Origin of the sequence: Trichloromonas sp., from assembly GCF_034006665.1 — a bacterium.
Lineage (GTDB): Bacteria > Desulfobacterota > Desulfuromonadia > Desulfuromonadales > Trichloromonadaceae > Trichloromonas.
In genome coordinates, this window is the sequence record NZ_JAVESI010000004.1 from 32,973 (window position 1) to 50,428 (window position 17,456).

General features: G+C 59.1%; 14 protein-coding genes and 2 tRNA genes. 8 read left to right on the plus strand and 8 right to left on the minus strand.

The window, feature by feature from the left end; all coding sequences use genetic code 11:
- Positions 1-9 precede the first annotated feature (9 nt).
- Positions 10-1,542 (plus strand): methionine--tRNA ligase, encoded by a 1,533-nt coding sequence (metG, locus tag RBR25_RS02940; RefSeq protein ID WP_432818035.1) that lies wholly within the window; start codon positions 10-12, stop codon positions 1,540-1,542.
- A gap of 70 nt (positions 1,543-1,612) precedes the next feature.
- Positions 1,613-3,004 carry a TatD family hydrolase gene (locus tag RBR25_RS02945; RefSeq protein ID WP_432818036.1) on the plus strand — a complete coding sequence of 464 codons (1,392 nt, stop codon included), beginning with the start codon at positions 1,613-1,615 and terminating at the stop codon, positions 3,002-3,004.
- 48 nt (positions 3,005-3,052) lie between these two features.
- Here the strand turns inward: RBR25_RS02945 and RBR25_RS02950 are convergent, their stop codons facing one another.
- From RBR25_RS02950 to RBR25_RS02965, 4 genes are all read right to left on the minus strand, one after another.
- Positions 3,053-3,361 (minus strand): hypothetical protein, encoded by a 309-nt coding sequence (locus tag RBR25_RS02950; RefSeq protein ID WP_432818037.1) that lies wholly within the window; start codon positions 3,359-3,361, stop codon positions 3,053-3,055.
- 57 nt (positions 3,362-3,418) lie between these two features.
- Positions 3,419-3,496, minus strand: a tRNA-Glu gene (locus RBR25_RS02955).
- A gap of 35 nt (positions 3,497-3,531) precedes the next feature.
- Positions 3,532-3,606 (minus strand) — tRNA-Gln (locus tag RBR25_RS02960).
- Positions 3,607-3,733: 127 nt separating this feature from the next.
- A complete protein-coding gene (locus RBR25_RS02965; RefSeq protein WP_432818038.1) occupies positions 3,734-4,138 on the minus strand; it encodes a PaaI family thioesterase in 405 nt (134 codons plus the stop codon).
- Between the two features lie 110 nt (positions 4,139-4,248).
- Here RBR25_RS02965 and RBR25_RS02970 point away from each other — a divergent pair, with 110 nt between their 5' ends.
- Complete coding sequence (locus tag RBR25_RS02970) at positions 4,249-4,950, plus strand: cytochrome c3 family protein (RefSeq protein ID WP_432818039.1); 702 nt, start codon at positions 4,249-4,251, stop codon at positions 4,948-4,950.
- Between the two features lie 120 nt (positions 4,951-5,070).
- Here the strand turns inward: RBR25_RS02970 and RBR25_RS02975 are convergent, their stop codons facing one another.
- Together RBR25_RS02975 and RBR25_RS02980 are read right to left on the minus strand one after the other, a co-directional pair.
- Positions 5,071-5,970: a hypothetical protein gene (locus RBR25_RS02975; RefSeq protein ID WP_432818040.1), complete on the minus strand. Its 900-nt coding sequence runs from the start codon at positions 5,968-5,970 to the stop codon at positions 5,071-5,073.
- A gap of 53 nt (positions 5,971-6,023) precedes the next feature.
- Positions 6,024-6,869 (minus strand): ExeA family protein, encoded by an 846-nt coding sequence (locus tag RBR25_RS02980; RefSeq protein WP_432818041.1) that lies wholly within the window; start codon positions 6,867-6,869, stop codon positions 6,024-6,026.
- 173 nt (positions 6,870-7,042) lie between these two features.
- Between RBR25_RS02980 and glgP the strand changes: the two genes are divergently transcribed.
- Positions 7,043-8,755, plus strand: a complete 1,713-nt coding sequence (glgP, locus tag RBR25_RS02985) for an alpha-glucan family phosphorylase (protein WP_432818042.1) — start codon at positions 7,043-7,045, stop codon at positions 8,753-8,755.
- A gap of 128 nt (positions 8,756-8,883) precedes the next feature.
- Here glgP and RBR25_RS02990 read toward each other — a convergent pair whose 3' ends face one another.
- On the minus strand, positions 8,884-9,465 hold the full coding sequence (locus RBR25_RS02990) for a DUF882 domain-containing protein (RefSeq protein ID WP_432818043.1): 582 nt from the start codon (positions 9,463-9,465) through the stop codon (positions 8,884-8,886).
- Between the two features lie 234 nt (positions 9,466-9,699).
- Positions 9,700-9,918 (minus strand): GSU3473 family protein, encoded by a 219-nt coding sequence (locus RBR25_RS02995; protein WP_432818044.1) that lies wholly within the window; start codon positions 9,916-9,918, stop codon positions 9,700-9,702.
- Positions 9,919-10,247: 329 nt separating this feature from the next.
- Here RBR25_RS02995 and RBR25_RS03000 point away from each other — a divergent pair, with 329 nt between their 5' ends.
- From RBR25_RS03000 to RBR25_RS03015, 4 genes are all read left to right on the plus strand, one after another.
- The gene (locus RBR25_RS03000; protein WP_432818045.1) at positions 10,248-11,654 is read left to right on the plus strand and encodes a radical SAM protein; all 1,407 of its coding nucleotides are present in this window, start codon (positions 10,248-10,250) and stop codon (positions 11,652-11,654) included.
- Between the two features lie 206 nt (positions 11,655-11,860).
- On the plus strand, positions 11,861-13,459 hold the full coding sequence (locus tag RBR25_RS03005) for a response regulator (RefSeq protein WP_432818046.1): 1,599 nt from the start codon (positions 11,861-11,863) through the stop codon (positions 13,457-13,459).
- Positions 13,449-13,859, plus strand: a complete 411-nt coding sequence (locus RBR25_RS03010; RefSeq protein WP_432818047.1) for a response regulator — start codon at positions 13,449-13,451, stop codon at positions 13,857-13,859. The genes RBR25_RS03005 and RBR25_RS03010 overlap by 11 nt, the downstream gene beginning before the upstream one ends.
- Positions 13,856-17,455, plus strand: a complete 3,600-nt coding sequence (locus RBR25_RS03015) for a transporter substrate-binding domain-containing protein (RefSeq protein WP_432818048.1) — start codon at positions 13,856-13,858, stop codon at positions 17,453-17,455. The genes RBR25_RS03010 and RBR25_RS03015 overlap by 4 nt, the downstream gene beginning before the upstream one ends.
- Position 17,456: the final 1 nt, after the last annotated feature.

Here is a 17,456-nt window from a genome sequence, read left to right on the forward strand (position 1 = left end):
GAACGCCTCATGGACAGACGTTTCTACATTACCACGCCCATTTACTATGTGAACGATGTTCCGCATATCGGGCATGCCTACACGACCCTGGCCTGCGACGTTCTTGCCCGTTACAAGCGGGCGCGCAACTATGAGGTCTTTTTTCTCACCGGCACCGACGAACATGGCCAGAAGGTTGAAAAAGCCGCCATCGCCGCCGGGGAAACGCCGCTGGAGTTGGCCGACCGGGTGGTCAAACGCTTTCAGGCCCTGTGGGAGAAACTGAATATCTCCAACACCGACTTCATCCGTACCACCCAGGAACGGCACAAAAAGGGGGTTTCCGAACTCTTCCGGCGCATCGAGGCCAAGGGGGATATCTTTCTCGGTGAATACGAGGACTGGTACTGTACCCCCTGCGAAACCTTCTGGACCGAAACCCAGCTGATCAACGGCGCCTGCCCCGACTGCGGGCGTCCCACGGAAAAGCTCAAGGAAGAATCGTACTTTTTTCGCATGAGCAAATATCAGCAGGCGCTTCTTGACCACATTGAGGCCAATCCCGACTTCATCCAGCCACGGGGACGGCGCAATGAGATCATCAGCTTTCTCAAGGAAGGACTGCGCGATCTTTCCATCTCCCGCACCACCTTCTCCTGGGGAATCCCGGTGCCGGGCAACGATCGTCACGTCATCTACGTCTGGTTCGATGCCCTGACCAACTACATCACCGCCCTCGGCTTCCCCGACGACGCCGAGGGAAATTTCGCCAAGTTCTGGCCGGCGGATGCCCATGTCATCGGCAAGGACATTCTCCGTTTCCATACCGTCTACTGGCCGACCTTCCTCCTCGCCGCCGGGTTGCCCCTGCCGAAGAAGGTCTTCGCCCACGGCTGGTGGACGGTGGAGGGGCAGAAGATGAGCAAGAGCCTGCGCAACGTCGTCGAGCCGAACATGCTCATCGACAAGTATGGTGTCGACGCCATCCGCTACTTCCTGCTGCGGGAAGTCCCCTTCGGCCTCGACGGCGACTTTTCCCACGCCGCCCTGGTCAACCGCATCAACTCCGACCTGGCCAACGACCTCGGCAATCTGGTCAGCCGCTCCACGGCCATGCTCGGCAAATATTTCGGGGGAACCCTGCCGGCGCCGGCAACCGACGACGCGGTGGACGATGCCTTCATCCGGCGCTTTCCCGCCGCCATCACCGCCGTCGACGAACTGATGAACGAACTGGCTTTCAACAAGGCTTTGCAGGCCATCTGGGAACTGGTCGGCGCCGCCAACAAGTATATCGACGAAACCGCCCCCTGGGCCCTGGCCAAGGAGGAGAGCCTGCGTCCGCGCCTGGCCACGGTCATGTACAACCTACTCGAAGGCACCCGGATCATTGCCCTGCTGGTTGCTCCTTTCATGCCCGAAACCGGTGCCTCGATCCTCGCCACCCTGGGCATCCCCCGGCAGGAGCTGCGACTTGACGGTAACGACGCCTGGGGACAACTGGTGCCAGGAACCCAGGTCGCCAAAGCTGCTCCCCTCTTCCCGCGCATCGTGACGGAATAATCCCGGTTCCAGCCATCCCCTTGTCCGGAATGGGGCGCGCCGCGCCCCATTCCTTTTTTGGAGAAGAACCATGCCAGAGCCCCTGCCCCTGCTGATCGACACCCACGCCCATCTTGATCACGCCCAGTTCGACGAGGACCGGGATGCAGTCATAGCGCGCGCCTTAGAGCAGGGCATTTCCCGAATTCTCAGCGTCGGCTGCGACCTGGAGAGCTCCGCGGCCAACGTCCGTTTATCCGCGGCCCATGCCCAGGTCTTTGCCGCCGTAGGCATTCATCCCCACGACGCCCCCCAAGCGGATGACGCGGGACTCGCCTTCCTGGCGAAGCTGTTGCAACAATCGGAAAAGGTTGTCGCCGTCGGCGAAATCGGTCTCGACTTCTATCGCGACCGCGCCCCCCGGGATACGCAGCGCCTTGCCTTCCGCCGCCAGATCGCCTTGGCCCGGCACGTGAAAAAGCCGATCATCGTTCACGACCGGGATGCCCACGACGAAGTTCTGGCGATCCTGCGCGAGGAAGGGGCCGCCGAGGTGGGCGGCGTACTGCATTGTTTCAGCGGCGATACGACCATGGCCCGCGCCTGTCTCGATCTCGGCTTCTATCTTTCCTTTCCCGGAACCATCACCTATCCGAAAAATGATGCGGCTCGCGAGGTGGTGCGCGCCATCCCCATCGATCATCTGCTGGTGGAAACCGACTGCCCCTATCTCGCCCCGCAGGCCTTTCGCGGCAAACGCAATGAACCGGCCTACATCCGTCACACGGCAGCGATGATCGCCGAAATCAAAGGCTTAAGCCTTGAAGATGTCGCCCGCATCACCAGTCGCAACGCCTGCAAGCTCTTCGGCATCGGCGATATCGACCAGAGCGGCAAGATCGCCTACCGTATCCGCGATTCTCTCTATCTCAACCTGACCAACCGCTGTTCCAATGCCTGTACCTTCTGCGCTAAATTCAAGGAATTCGTGGTCAAGGGACATGCCCTGAAGCTCGATCACGAACCCGACTTCACCGAGGTCATCCGAGCGATCGGCGATCCAACCCGATATTCGGAGGTGGTATTCTGCGGTTACGGCGAGCCCCTGCTGCGTCTTGATCTGGTCAAGGAAGTCGCCGCCTGGCTGCACCAGCAAGGAGTGAAGGTCCGTGTCAACAGCGACGGTCAGGCCAATCTCGTGTATGGGCGCGACATCCTGCCGGAACTCGCCGGACTGGTCGACACGATCTCCGTCTCCCTCAACGCCGCCGACAGCGAAACCTATCTGCGGATCTGCCGTTCCCCCTTCGGGGAACGGGCCTACCCAGGGGTCAAAGAGTTCTTGCGGCGGGCGTCGGCACACATCCCCGAGGTCATCGCCACGGTGGTGACGCTGCCGGGGATCGACGTCGCCGCCTGCCGTGCCATCGCCAAGGAATTGGGAGTGAAGTTTCGCGAAAGGGAATACAACGAGGTAGGATAAAAAAGGAAAAGGCCGGATCTTTGTCGATCCGGCCTTTTCCATCTGTGCCTATTCCCCATCCAGATCGGGCAATTCGGCTTCGCCGAAGAGTTTGGGGGCAATATAGTCCTTCACGCCTTCCACATAGGGGCAGTCGGCTGGGAGGACTCCAAGTTGGACGATTTCGGGGGTCAGGGGAGTACAGCCGGGGCGGGCATGGATACGGTCGGGGTAAACGGTACAAAGGCGGGTCTGCAGATCGAGTTTCTCACAGGGAATATCCGTGTAGTAGATCACCCCCTCGTATTCGATCTTTTCGAAACAGCAGCGACCGCAACGGCGGCACCGGGCTTCCCATTCCGCTTCCTCAACGGTCAAGGCTACCTCCTTAAAAAAAATGAGAGGTGGAGCTTTTGACAAGCTCCACCTCCAGGGTGGTACGCCCAAGGGGATTCGAACCCCTGTCGCCGGCGTGAAAGGCCGGTGTCCTAGGCCGGGCTAGACGATGAGCGCATAAATTGTTTCGAGCGGTAACCGCTGAATATCCTTGGCTGGGGTGCTAGGATTCGAACCTAGGGATGACGGAGTCAGAGTCCGTTGCCTTACCGCTTGGCGACACCCCAAGAACGGAAGCTGTTTTTAACAGAGAAGCCCGGGGCAGTCAAGAAAAAATGCCGGATTTTTTTCGAAAGGATCCTCTTCACGATGAATCCCGGCTCGCAGGCTCCTATTCTAGGCTGAAAAAGGGGTTCAACCTTTGGATGAGATCTCAAAAATTCGTGAAGTCGATTCGGCCAAGACTTTGCCTCCGGCTTCGATCCGGGCCTGGACGAAATAGATTTTTCTTTTTTGTTCAAGAACTTCGGCGGAAATAAGAAGTTCGGTCTCAACCGGAACGGGTAATTTATACTTGACTGTCAGTTCTGCTGTGACAAAATGCTCGCCGGTTGCGCGGCAGGCATATATACCGGCTTCGTCCAGAAGCGCCGCGAGAATTCCCCCATGAACCAGCCCCTGCCACCCTTGAAATCTGCTGGGGATAGGTAGCGTGCAATGAGCGCGATGTTCTTCTTTATCCACGATAAAATCCGCGTGCAACCCATGTGAGTTGGCAGGTCCGCAAACAAAACACTGATCGTCCGATAAAATTTCCATGATCTAAGCTTCTCCCTGGCAAGACAAGAAACGGTTGTCCAAAAAAAATTTAATGGTAGAATGCCTACCATTGCAAATCAACCCTAACAAGACAAAAAAGGAGAGAGTAGATGAAAAGAACTGCCCTGCTTGTCGGTTTATTGGTTGCGTCCATGTCATTTGTGGCCTGTAGTAAAAAAGAGGAGGCCCAAACGCCGGCACCGGAAACGGCTGCGGTAGCCGCTCCTGAAAAAGCTGCCGAACCGGCCACTGAAGCCGTAACCGAGAAAGCCGCCCAAGTTGTCGCCCAGGCGGAAGAAAAAACTGCCGAAGTTGTCGCCCAGGCCGAGGAAAAAGTCGCCGAAGTCGCCACCGCGACTGAAGAAGCCGCTCAAGCGGTGACCGAGCAGGCCGCCGAAGTCGCCGAGGCTCCCGCCGCTGCTGTTGAGCAGGCCGCCGAAGCGGGCAAGGAAGTCGTCGCCGCCGGCGCCGCTGCCGTTGCCGGCGCGGTAGCCGCCACCGAGGAAAAGGCTGCCGAAGTCGCCACCGCCGTCGAGGAGAAAGCCGCAGAAGCCACCCAGGCCGCCGCAGAAACCGCCGCCGCCGTTACCGAAGCCGCTTCCGGTGACAGCATTGTCATTGAAAATACCTACGGCAAGGTCACTTTCAATCACAAAGTTCACTCCGAAGCCTTCGACTGTGCCCTCTGCCACGGCGAAAGCGAGCCCGGCGCCCTCGATATGGGCAAGGACAAAGCCCATGCCACCTGCAAAGGCTGCCATCAGGAAAAAGGTGCCGGCCCGGTCAAGTGCTCCGAGTGCCACATCAAGTAGTTTTTTTAAGCAGTTCAGTCTGAAAACAGAAAGGGGAGCCTGCAATCGGCTCCCCTTTCTGTTTTCAGAGAAATTGTAACTGAACGAGGTGGAGGGAAGCTGGGAACGGGGTTGGTTGAGTCAGGGTTGGGGCGCCGCTACTTTGACTTCGAGATAGCGACCGTTGCAGACGAAACGGATGCGATCTTTGAAAATGCGGTCGACCCGCGCGCCGTCGATATCTACCCCTTCGAGCACCGGCAGGTCGTTGACCACCGCGAGACGGTCCTGGGCGGCAGGTTTGTAGTGAATTTCGCTGACCCGCAATTCCGGCGGAAGGGCTTTTTCAGCGCCGGGCAGAACCCAGCCGGGAGTGCGGGAAGCGATGGCGACCGGGGCTGAGGTGGCACGGACGGGAGTGGGAAACGGGAGTTGTCGGACGACCGGACGCACCGGCTTTGCCTTGACAACGAGAGTTGCTAGAGGAGCGTTTCTGACCGAGGATTTTCCCACTGAAGAAACCGCCTCCTGCGGTGGTTCAACAACGGGAGCCTTGGCCGTCGTCACGGCTTTTGCGACCGGTTCCTTGGTTCGGAGCTGCGGGACGGAGGACTTCACCACGGCAGGGGGCAAAGCCTCGAGGACTGGCGCGGAAGCCTCCTTGGGCGGAACCGACGGGAATGACTCCGCAAGTTCGTGTGAGAGCGGGACAACAGGCGGTTCGGGATCCTTGATCGGTTCAAGGGGGGAGAAGAAACTGGGTAAAGATCCTTTAGAGCCGGAGGGCATAGGCACCGGCGTTTGCACATGTTCGACGATGCGCTGCTCTGCCGGCAGGTTCTGCCGCCCCAGCCACACAGCCAATCCGCTCCCCGCAAGGAGCAGGGCGATAAGAACCAGCAGCAAGGGTGAACGGGAACGACTGGACACTTCCGCCCGAGACATTCCCTCGAAAATTTCCCGCGATAGAGGGCTCTGCCCGACCGGCGGCTTATGCCGTTCGTTTTCAAGTTTTTTCAACGCTTTCAGAATCGAACTCATCGCTTTTATCTCTGCTCAAGATTTCCTGAAAAACCCCGCCGCAAAAAGCCGCCTTACCATCTCCAGAAACATAGTCGCCGCCACCCACGCTGCCCCGGCTCGCTCAACTCGCCGATGGCCTGGTCCGCCATCTTCGCAGTAATCATCCGCTGTTCTCGGGCATAGCCCAAAAGCAGTGCTCGGCCGCAGGCCAGGTTAATGAGGCGCGGCAATCCCCCCGAAAAGCGGTAGATCTTCCTGAGCGCGGCAGGAGTGAAGATCTCCTCGTCGCCGCCGGCAACGCGCAGGCGATGACGCACATATTCGCAGGTGTCCTTCAGATCCATGGTGCCAAGATGATAGCGCACACAGATGCGTTGATTGAGTTGACGCATGGTGCGTCGCCTGAGCAGTGCCCCAAGTTCGGGCTGGCCGACGAGGACGATCTGAATAAGCTTGTCGGTCTGGGTTTCGAGATTGGAAAGAAGGCGGATCTGTTCTAGGACCGCCGGATCGAGATGCTGGGCCTCGTCGATGACCAGAACCACGGTACGCCCTTCCCGTCGCTGCCGCAGCAGAAACTCGTTGAGCAGATGGAGCAGATCCCCGGCTTCAGCGGCCGGACCTTCGATGGCGAATTCACGCTGAATCGCCCGCAGCAGATCGAGGGCGCTGACGCTGGGATTGAAGATGAAGGCCAGGCGATGGCGGTCGTTATCGAGATCTTCAAGGAGGGCCCGCAGCACCGTGGTCTTGCCGGTGCCGACCTCGCCGGTGATAGCGATGAAGCCGCAGCCGTCCTCGATGCCATAGAGCAGATGGGCGAGAACTTCCCGGTGATTCCGGCTCAGATAGACGAACCGGGGATTCGGCGTGAGGGTGAAAGGTTTTTCCTGAAAGCCGTAAAAATCCAGATACATGAATCGGTTCGCGAGCTCCGGGGCCGGGGTGAGCGAGGCACGTCGCAGAACTCTCCCACAGGCGGCGCCCTTTTTCAAGACCAAAGTCGCTGGAAAAGACTGGGGAAAACCTGGCATCGGCGGCGATTTTTGCTAGCATTATAGTGTTATCGACCAGACGGATGGGAGGACTCATGCACACGTGGAAGCGTTTCACCCAGGAACCGCGCATCGCCTATTTTTCCATGGAAATCGGAATCTCCGCCGATATTCCGACTTATAGCGGCGGGCTCGGTGTGCTCGCCGGCGACACCATCAAAAGCGCCGCCGATTTAAAACTGCCGCTGGTGGCGGTGACCCTGGTCAGCCGTCACGGCTATTTTCGCCAGAGCCTGGATGAAGCGGGTCGGCAACATGAAGACCCGGTCGTCTGGAACCCCGGCGCGGTCATGGAACTGCTGCCGGCAAAAACCCTGGTGACCATCGAGGATCGTGATGTCAAGGTTCAGGCCTGGCTCTACCGGGTCACAAGCCCCACCGGTGGCGTCGTTCCCGTACTCTTTCTCGACACCGACATCCCCGGCAACGTCGAAACCGACCGCCATATCACCGACGATCTCTACGGCGGCGACCTCGCCTACCGGCTCAAACAGGAGATCGTCCTCGGCATCGGCGGCGCCCGCATCCTCGACGCTCTCGGTTTTACCATCAAGAAATATCACATGAACGAAGGGCATGCCGCCTTTCTGACCCTGGAACTGCTTGACCGCGCCCGTCACCCCCTGGAAAGTACCTGGGACGAGCGCGCCGCCTGGGATACCCATCGGGTCATCGAGCAATGCGTCTTTACCACCCACACGCCGGTAGCGGCCGGACACGACCGTTTCTCCTATGATCTGGCCCGGCGGGTGCTGGGGGAACCGGTGCCCATGGGGCTGCTGAAGGAGCTGGCTGGAGCGAACGAGCTCAACATGACCATGCTCGCCCTCAATCTGAGCAGCTACGTCAACGGCGTAGCGAAAAAACACGGGCAGATTTCCCAGAACCTCTTTCCCGGTTTCGAGATCCACGCCATCAACAACGGCATTCACGCCTTTACTTGGGCGTCGCCCTTCTTCGTCAGCCTCTTCAACAAGTACATCCCCAGCTGGGCGCATGAGCCGGAACTGCTGGTGCGAGTCGACAACATCCCCGACGAGGAGGTCTGGGACGCTCACTGCGGTGCCAAAGCCTTTCTCTTCCAGTATATTGAAGAGACGACCGGGCGCCGTCTCAACCCCGATCTGCTGACCATCGGCTTTGCCCGGCGCGCGGCCACCTACAAGCGGGGCGATCTGATTTTCAGCGATCTGGAGCGGCTGGTACGTATCGGCGGCGGCAAGCTCCAGCTGATTTTCGGCGGCAAGGCCCATCCCCAAGACGAACCAGGCAAGCGCATGATCGAGCACATCATCCACGACGGCGAGCAGTTGCGCGGCAAGATCGAGGTCGTCTATCTGCCCAATTACAACATGGAAGTCGCCTTCCAGCTCATCCCCGGGGTCGATCTCTGGCTCAATACCCCGATCCGCCCCCTCGAAGCTTCGGGAACCAGCGGTATGAAGGCGGCGCTCAACGGCGTTCCCAATTTCAGCGTCCTCGACGGCTGGTGGATCGAAGGGCACATCGAAGGGGTCACCGGCTGGTCCATCGGCCCGCCGGCGACGGAAACCTCGGTTACCGAGAATCACAGCGCCGACGACATGGAAAACCTCTACAACAAACTTGAAAAGGTCATCATGCCCCTCTATTATCAGGACCGCCCGGGCTGGATTCGGGTCATGAAAAACGCCATCGGCAAGAATGCCTACTATTTCAACACTCACGTCATGATGCGTCGCTATGTAACCGAAGCCTACATCCGCTGAAATTTCCGAACGCCAACCGCCCGTTTCGACCTCGGCACGACGGCGGCCGGATAATCCTCGGCCATGAAACAGAACCGCCCGCGTCGAATACTGACGCGGGCGGTTCTGTTTCTACGATGGAAAGAAAATCACCAGGAACGGAACGGACCGGTATCGATGTGGACGAACTCCGAGCCGGGGTAGAAACCGACCCCACCCTGCTTCATCGCCAGGGCGACCTTGCGCACGTCGCGCAGATCCCGTCCCGGGATACGTAAATCGATAGCCTGACCCTTGGTGTGGAAACTCTTCTTGGCCACCCCTTTCGACTTCTTTCGCAACTGGGCATTGCTCTTCTGGGAGCGGTATCCGGAGATGATATGCAACGGTTCCCGAACCTGCAAACGGCTCTGTATGGTAAAGAGCATATCGAGCAGTTCGACATCGATCTTACGCACCTCACCGGTACGGTGGTCGCGCAAGATGTGGTTGATTCGCCGCAAACTTTCGGGAACATAACGGCCATCGGCCCAATAGGCCACGCGCTTGAGCTGTTCGCCGGTATGCGTGTTGTAGAAGGAAATGGAACGTTCGGGAAGGGATTTTTTGGCCAGTCGGGCCAGGGATTCGGTGGGTAGGGCCGCGCCGGCCAGCAGAATCAATCCGGATTTTAGCAGGATGCGGCGCGAAATACTGTTGTTCGGAGACCCTGGCAACAGGATGTCGGTCATCAGCTACGATCTCTCTTTTCGGTTATTTTTGAACCTCTCTTCAGTCGAGACTGCGACTTTATAGCAGAGCCCGGAGGTCGCTGACAACCCCAAAAACAACCAGAAAGCGAGGTAACTCCCTAACTTGTCGAGATTATTATCGGTTGAAGGAAAGAAAAAGAGGGGTTCTCAAAGGCTGGGAGGGGAATGATCAAATCTCTCCGGCGCGGAAAACTCTCTTTTTTTATGAAATGATCACCGGCTCATGGAGGCCGGAAATTCCACCGGCACACGACGTTCTTCCCCCTGGTAGTCATGCCCCCGAGAGAAGCCGCGCAGGGGATCCCGATCAATCCGCACCCACCCGTCGGCACGACGAAACCCCTGGATTTTCCGCTGCGCCAGCAGGGTTTCGAAAGCCCAGCGCTTGACCATGTCATAGCGGCCATCGTGATAGACAACCCGAATCATCATAGCAGAACCTCCATATATATTATTTTTTCGATTTATAAACACAAAATATCAAACGGGCAAGAGTTTTTGCCGTCTCTTCGGATTTTTTTTAAGACATCGCATGGCCGGCGACCTGTCCGTTCTCTTTCACAGGAACGATCCGTTTACCGATCGTTTTGAACAGACTCCGGAATTTCTTTTATGAAACGATAAAAAACATCATTTCCAACGAATTCCTCCTATTCCATCGCACCGAAAGCATGCTAATGTTTATCAGATTTTCAACCGTCTGCCCGGCTCTACCGGCAGGCGGTTTTTTGGTCCGCAGCTTTTTCTTTCGGGGTTTTTCCATGGGGCTTTCACAGGAACGCAAAGGACAGCTTATCGAAGAAAATCGCGCGGAATACGGCGAGGGCTATGACCTGCTGCGCTTCGCCGACCCGGACCGACTCGCCGCCGCCACCGCCGAGCGCGAGCACCTGCTGACCGAACTGAAGGAACTCGGCGCGGTGTGCGGTTACGGGGGGACCAAGCTCGACTGCCGCCGTCTTTCTCCCGGCTGTATCGAGTGCGGCGCCGGAACCTGGTCATGCCTTTTTATCAGCGGAAAGTGCAACCGCGACTGTTTCTACTGCCCGACCGCCCAAGACGAAATCGGCCTACCGACCACCAACACCGTCAGCTTTCGCCGGCCCAGCGATTACGTGGCCTATCTGGAGTGTTTCGGCTTTCGCGGGATGAGCATCAGCGGCGGCGAACCCTTGCTGACCCCCGGCCGCACCCTATCCTTTATCGCCGCCGCTCGTGCCCATTTCGGTGCGGGGCTGTATATCTGGCTTTACACCAACGGCACCCTGCTCGACGGGGAGATGCTGAAACGGTTGCGCGAGGTCGGTCTCGATGAGATTCGTTTCGATATTGGCGCCACCGACTATTCGCTGAAAAAAGCGGCCCTGGCGGCGGAATTCATCCCTAACGTGACGGTGGAGGTTCCCGCCATCCCTGAGGAGCTTTCCCTGATGAAGGGAAAGCTGGTGGAAATGCGGGGGGTCGGCGTCAGCCATCTCAACCTGCATCAGCTGCGGCTGACCCCTTACAACTTTAATAAGCTCATCCAGCACGACTATACCTATCTGCACGGCGAAAAGGTGACGGTGCTCGAATCGGAACTGACCGCCCTGCGCCTGCTCCGCCATGGTTTGGAGCAGGGCATTGATCTGTCGGTCAACTATTGCTCCTTTGTCTACAAAAACCGCTTCCAGAAAGCCGCCGCGCGTCGCCGCAACGCCCTTTTCATCAAGAAGGGCTTCGAGGATCTGACGGAGAACGGCTATCTGCGCACCCTAACCCTGATGGGCGATGCCGGGGAGATCGCCGCTCAGGTCGAACGCTTTCGGCAGGCGGGCACCGCCGCCGAACACTGGACCTTTGGCAGCACCAGGGATCGCCTGAGTTTCAGCGCCAACCTGCTGCCACTGATCGCCTGGGGGGCGTTTCGCCTGCTGGTTGGCTACGGTGAAGCGGCGCAGATGTCGGCGGTCTCCTATCGTCATCCTTTCGTCGAGGTCAAGTTGACCCCCACCCAGAAGCTGGTCATCGAAAAACGTCAGGTCTGCCGTGATATCGAAGTGCCGGGGGAGGTCGCCGCCGCATTCACGGCGGTTCTTGCCGGCGGAAGCCCCCTGCCGCAAGACGAACTCTTCGCCAACATCCGCCGCTACGAAGAGATCGCCCAAGGACTTCAGGAATATTTCTGAGCTTCGACCAGGCCCGGGAACGGCACCACGGGCCTGGGTCTAGGCAGTTTCCCCTTCCCCGCATCATCCCCGCCCTTTTCCGCGGCACCGGCCGCCTGCTACCGTATTTTTTTACATTGCCTATTTCTTGCCCGATGCTTTAATCTTTTCTTATAGATACCTCCGTCCTGGTCGCAATCGTCGTTTTACACCCAAAAGGTTTCCGTATGGATCAACGCATTCTCATTGTCGACGATAGCCCTTCGATTCTGAAAATCCTCAATGATGCCTTGCACGACGACTACCAGATCAGTGTCACCACCAGCGGTAGGGACGCCCTGGACGTCGCCGCCGCGCAGCATCCCGACCTGATTCTGCTCGATATCAAGATGCCCGACATGGACGGTTACGAGGTCTGTCGCCGCTTGAAACAATCTCCCGAAACGTGCGACATCCCCATTCTCTTCGTCACCGTGCTGAACGACACGGAGGACGAAGCCAAGGGGCTGGAATTGGGCGCTGTCGACTATATCACCAAGCCGATTGCCCCCGCCGTCGTCCAGGCCCGGGTACGGACGCATCTGCGCCTCAAACGGCATCAGGATCATCTCGAAGAACTGGTTCGCGAACGGACCCGGGAACTGGACGAGGCCCGCGCCCGGGCCGAGGAGGCAAACCGCGCCCAAGGGGAGTTCATCACCAATATCAGCCATGAAATTCGGACGCCGATGAGCAGCATCCTCGGCATGACCGATCTGTTGCTGGAAAGCGAACCGACTCCCCGGCAGCGGGAATACCTGGGAACCATCTCCGAGTCGGCGACCCAGCTGATGCGGCTGTTGAACGATCTGCTCGATTTCTCCGGTTTCGAAACGGGCAAAATCGCCATGGAAAAGGCTCCGTTCGAACCGCACAAGATCTTTCTCCCCCTCTGTCTGGAGTTTCTGGCCAAGGCTGAAAAGCGCGGGCTTTCCTTCTTCTGGAAGATCGACCCGCGCATCCCGGCGACGCTTCTCGGGGATGCCGAACGACTGAAACAGATTCTGGCGCATCTCCTCGACAACGCCCTGAAATTTACCCCCGCCGGCGCCATCGACCTGAAATGCCTGCGCGACGACAACGGGGCGCCCGGCTCACCGGTGCTGCTGCGCTTTTCGCTGACGGATACCGGCATCGGGATTCCCGATGAAGAGAGAGAGAAGATTTTTGAACCCTTTTACCAGATTGACAGCAGTCTTTCGCGGCGTTATGCCGGAACCGGTATCGGGTTGGCCATGACCCGCCGCCTGGTGGAGATGATGGGCGGAAGCATCCGGGCGGAGTCGGTCCCCGCCGGGGGCAGCCGTTTCACCTTCACCGTGCCCCTGGAAAGAGAACGGGATAGAGCTGTCGCCACTGTCCTTCCCGCCAAGAACTGGAGAGACTTGCGGGTGCTTGTCGTCGAGGATAACGAAGCCAACCGGCGCTTCTTCCAGATTCTTCTGGAATCCCAGAAATGTTTCGTGCGCGTCGCCGAAAATGGCCGCAAGGCTCTGGATATTCTCGAAAAAGAACCTTTCGATCTGATCCTCATAGATATCCAGATGCCGGAGATGGACGGTCTGGAAGCCACCCGACGGATTCGCGCCGCAACCGGGGAGCAATGGAATCCCGCCGTTGCGATCATCGCCCTGACCGCCCACGGCCAAGTGGGGGACCGGCAGTTTTATCTTGACGCCGGAATGAACGATTATCTCGCCAAGCCCTTCCGCGCCCAGACGCTTTTGGACAAGATTGAGCGGTTGATCCTGAATCCCCCGCCGACGGAAACGGGTGATGTTTTCTGAGCCGGGGGAACGGCCGAGGATTCTCATCGTTGACGACGCCCCACAGAACCTGCGCCATCTCAGCGGCCTTCTGCGTGGCACATACCGGATCAGCGTCGCCGTTTCCGGCCGCGAGGCGCTGGCCCTTGCCGCCGAGCGGCCGCATGACCTCATCCTGCTGGACGTGGTCATGCCCGAAATGGACGGTTACGAGGTCTGCCGCCGGCTCAAGGCGTTCCCCGCGACCCGGCAGATTCCGGTGATCTTCATTACCGGCCTGACGGCGGAGGAAGAACGCCCGCAGAGCCTGGAAGCGGGCGCGGCCGACTTTATCGCGAAACCGATCGATCCCGAGAAACTGCAAGCCAAGATCAGGGACTGCCTCAGGCATCCGGATGCCGGAACGGAGAACGGCGGATGATTCGGCTTTGGGGTATCCTGCTCTTTTGCCTGCTGATCCAGGGGGTGTCTGCCTTCGCCGCCGGCGTGCCGAAGCCGCTGGTCATCGCCTGCACCGCCGAATCGGCCCCGTTCTACTTTCGGGACGAACGGGGAGAACCCGCCGGCATGTTCGTCGATTTCTGGCGACTGTGGTCAGGAAAAACCGGCATCAAGGTGGATTTCCGTATCACCAGCTGGGATGACAGCCTGCGCCTGATGCGTGAGGGGAAGGCGGATATTCACGCCGGGGTCTTTTACAGTGAAGAGCGGGACGCCTACCTTGATTATGCCGATCAGCTCTATGAAAGTGAAACCCACATCTTTCACCATCACAGCGTTTCCCAGGTCGCTTCTCTTGAGGATCTGAGCGGCTTCCGCGTCGGCGTCATCGCCGGCGATCTCGCCGTCGGCTACCTGCGCAAGCATCTGCCCGAGGTGACCTTGGCGATCTATTCTGATAACCAGGCTCTCTTCGACGCGGCGGCGCGGGGAGAAATCCGCGTCTTCATCAAGGATACGCCCATCGCCCTGCACCATCTGCGTCGCCTCGGGCTGCTCTCCCAGTTCGAACATCACCCCGCATCTCCCCTGTACAGCAATCACTTCCGCGCCGCTGTGGGTCAAGGCAAGACCGAGCTGCTGCAACAGGTGAACGAGGGGTTGCGGCGCATCACCCCGCAGGAGCGGGCCGCCGTGGTTCGGCGCTGGATGAGCGAGCCGGGCGAAACCGGGGACGACTGGCTGATCGTCGGCCTGCCGGATGACGCCCTCCCCTTTTCCGGGCGGAACTTCCGGGGTGAACCGGCGGGGATGTTCGTCGACATCTGGAAGCTCTGGGCGGAAAAGAGCGGCCGCGACATCGATTTTCGCCTCGCTTCCTGGCCCCAGCTTTTCGAGGCGTTGAAACAGGGAGAGATCGACATCCACGGCGGCTTGTTCACCTCGTCCGAGCGCGGGCGCTGGATTGATTTTTCCCAGCCTTTTTACAAGGTTACCGCGGAAATCTTCTACCCTGAACGGCTAGGACGACTCAAGGGGAGCGAGGATCTCAAGGGCTTCAAGGCCGGGGTCATTTCCGGAACGGTCTACGGATCCCACCTGCGCACCCATTTTCCCGCGCTTCAGGTATTCGAATACACCGATAGCGAAGCCCTGATCGCGGCCGTGTCCAAAGGGGAGATCGATCTTTTCCTCGACGAAACACCGATCGTTATGGCCCTTCTCGACCGGATGGGGGAACGGGGCAGCTTTCGGCACCTGGGCGGGGTGATGGACCCGCATTCCCGGCACGCCGGAGTCGTCAAGGGATCGCCGCTGCTGGAAGTTGTCGACGCCGGATTCGACAGGATCGAAGAGTGGGAACTGTCGAGGATCGAAACCGGCTGGATTGCCCCGAAGGATGGCGCTTCCGCCCCCAAAGCCATCCCCGAAATCCGTCTGACCGCCGCCGAACAGGCCTGGATCGCCGAACATCGCAACCTGCGTCTGGGGGTCGATCCAACCTGGCTCCCCTTCGAATATTTTGACGACCAAGGGGAATACCGGGGAATAGCGGCGGACTACATCGCCCTTCTCAACGAGCGCCTCGGCCTCTCGATGAATGCCGTTTACGGCCTGACCTGGGCTCAGGTCGAAGCGGGCGCCCGCGAACGCTCCCTCGATGTCCTCTCCTGCCTGGCCGAAACGCCTCGGCGCCGCGAAGCGCTCCTTTTCACCCAACCCTATCTTTCCTTCCCCATGGTCGTCATCATGCGCGACGAAGCTCCGTTGATCACCGAGGTCGCGGATCTGCGGGATAAGGAGATCGTGGTCGTCGAGAGCTATGCCATTCATCAGTATCTACGCGAAAAGACCCCCGAAATGAGGGTCAGGACCGTCAGCGCCCCGCTCGATGGCTTGCGCATGATTTCCTTGGGCCAGGCCGATGCCTATATCGACAATCTCGCCGTCGCCACTCACCTGATCCGAAACAACCACCTGACCAACCTCAAAATCGCCGCCCCGGCCTCCCAATGGAGCGACGATCTGCGTCTGGGAGTGCGGTCGGACTGGCCGGAACTCGTGACTATTCTCAATAAGGGTTTGGCAAGCATCACGGCCGAAGAACACAATGCGATTCGGCAAAAATGGCTTTCGGTGCGCTACGATTACGGCATCAGCCCCGCCGAGGTCCGCCGCTGGGGAACCTACGCCGTGCTGCTGACGACCCTGCTGATCGCCCTTTTTCTGTTGCGCAACCGCTACCTGCAACGCTGGAACGCTCGCCTCAGCGCCGAGATCGAAGAACGCCTGGCCGCTGAGCGCCGGGCCGAGGCGGCCAATGAGGCGAAATCGGAATTTCTGGCGAACATGAGCCACGAAATCCGCACGCCGATGAACGCCATTCTCGGCATGACCCATCTCACCCTGCAGACCCCCCTCGACATCCGGCAGCGGGATTATCTCGAAAAAATCGAAATCTCAGGACGGATGCTGATGCGGGTAATCGACGATATTCTCGATTTTTCCAAGATCGAGGCAGGTCGGCTCGACATGGAACAAGTTGCCTTTGCCCTCGACGACGTTCTCAAACATCTCGCCGATCTGACCGCGGCCAAGGCCCAGCGCAAGGGCCTGGAACTGGTCTTTACCGCCGCTCCAGAAATTCCTCGATATCTTCTCGGCGACCCGTTGCGCCTTGAACAGGTGTTGCTCAACCTGGTGGACAACGCCGTCAAGTTCACTCCGTCGGGAGAAGTGGTGCTGACCGTGGACCGACTCTCCGCCGAAGCGGATAATATGGTGCTTTGCTTTACCGTACAGGATACGGGCATCGGGTTGAGTGCCGATCAGATTTCCCGTCTCTTCCGCCCCTTCAGCCAGGCCGACAACACCACCACCCGCCGTTTCGGCGGCACCGGTCTGGGCTTGGCCATCAGTCGCCGCCTGGTGGAGATGATGGGCGGGGAAATCGCCGCCGAAAGCGAAGAGGGCAAAGGCAGCCGCTTCTATTTCACCGCGAGTTTCGGAGTGGTGGCCGCTGAACCGAAAACCTCCCCCGATCCCGATCTGCGAGGATTGCGGATTCTGCTCGTCGACGACAACGCCTCCAGTCGTCACGCCCTGCGCCTCATTCTCGAATCCCTGACCTTCGAGGTGAACGAAGCGGCATCGGCCGACGAGGCCTTGGACCGTTTCGCCGAAAGTCCGGCGCCGAAACTGATCCTGATCGACGAAAGCCTGCCGGAAATGGACGGCTTGGAGCTGGCCCGACACATCAAGGAAGCTTCCGGGGAACAGCGGATCGTTCTGCTCGCCTCGACAAGCGAGGGGGACGATATTCGCGCCCGCGCCTTGCACGCTGGCATCAACTGGCTGGTCTTTAAACCGGTCAACCGTTCCGCCCTCTTCGACGTCATCATGAATGCCTTCGCCCGGGTCTCGCCACGGGAATCGGCCGCGCCCCAAACCCGACGTTTTCCCCTGGGCGGCGCCCGGGTGCTGGTCGTCGAGGACAACGCCATCAACCAGCAGGTGGCTCGGGAACTGCTGACGACGGCGGGAGTGGAAGTGGAAGTAGCGGATAACGGCGTCTAGG

Coding starts and splice junctions, on each gene's coding strand:
- metG (WP_432818035.1), top strand. CDS start 10: ATGGACAGACGTTTCTACATTACCACGCCCATTTACTATGTGAACGAT.
- RBR25_RS02945 (WP_432818036.1), top strand. CDS start 1,613: ATGCCAGAGCCCCTGCCCCTGCTGATCGACACCCACGCCCATCTTGAT.
- RBR25_RS02965 (WP_432818038.1), bottom strand. CDS start 4,138: ATGGAAATTTTATCGGACGATCAGTGTTTTGTTTGCGGACCTGCCAAC.
- RBR25_RS02970 (WP_432818039.1), top strand. CDS start 4,249: ATGAAAAGAACTGCCCTGCTTGTCGGTTTATTGGTTGCGTCCATGTCA.
- RBR25_RS02975 (WP_432818040.1), bottom strand. CDS start 5,970: ATGAGTTCGATTCTGAAAGCGTTGAAAAAACTTGAAAACGAACGGCAT.
- RBR25_RS02980 (WP_432818041.1), bottom strand. CDS start 6,869: ATGTATCTGGATTTTTACGGCTTTCAGGAAAAACCTTTCACCCTCACG.
- glgP (WP_432818042.1), top strand. CDS start 7,043: ATGCACACGTGGAAGCGTTTCACCCAGGAACCGCGCATCGCCTATTTT.
- RBR25_RS02990 (WP_432818043.1), bottom strand. CDS start 9,465: ATGACCGACATCCTGTTGCCAGGGTCTCCGAACAACAGTATTTCGCGC.
- RBR25_RS02995 (WP_432818044.1), bottom strand. CDS start 9,918: ATGATGATTCGGGTTGTCTATCACGATGGCCGCTATGACATGGTCAAG.
- RBR25_RS03000 (WP_432818045.1), top strand. CDS start 10,248: ATGGGGCTTTCACAGGAACGCAAAGGACAGCTTATCGAAGAAAATCGC.
- RBR25_RS03005 (WP_432818046.1), top strand. CDS start 11,861: ATGGATCAACGCATTCTCATTGTCGACGATAGCCCTTCGATTCTGAAA.
- RBR25_RS03010 (WP_432818047.1), top strand. CDS start 13,449: ATGTTTTCTGAGCCGGGGGAACGGCCGAGGATTCTCATCGTTGACGAC.
- RBR25_RS03015 (WP_432818048.1), top strand. CDS start 13,856: ATGATTCGGCTTTGGGGTATCCTGCTCTTTTGCCTGCTGATCCAGGGG.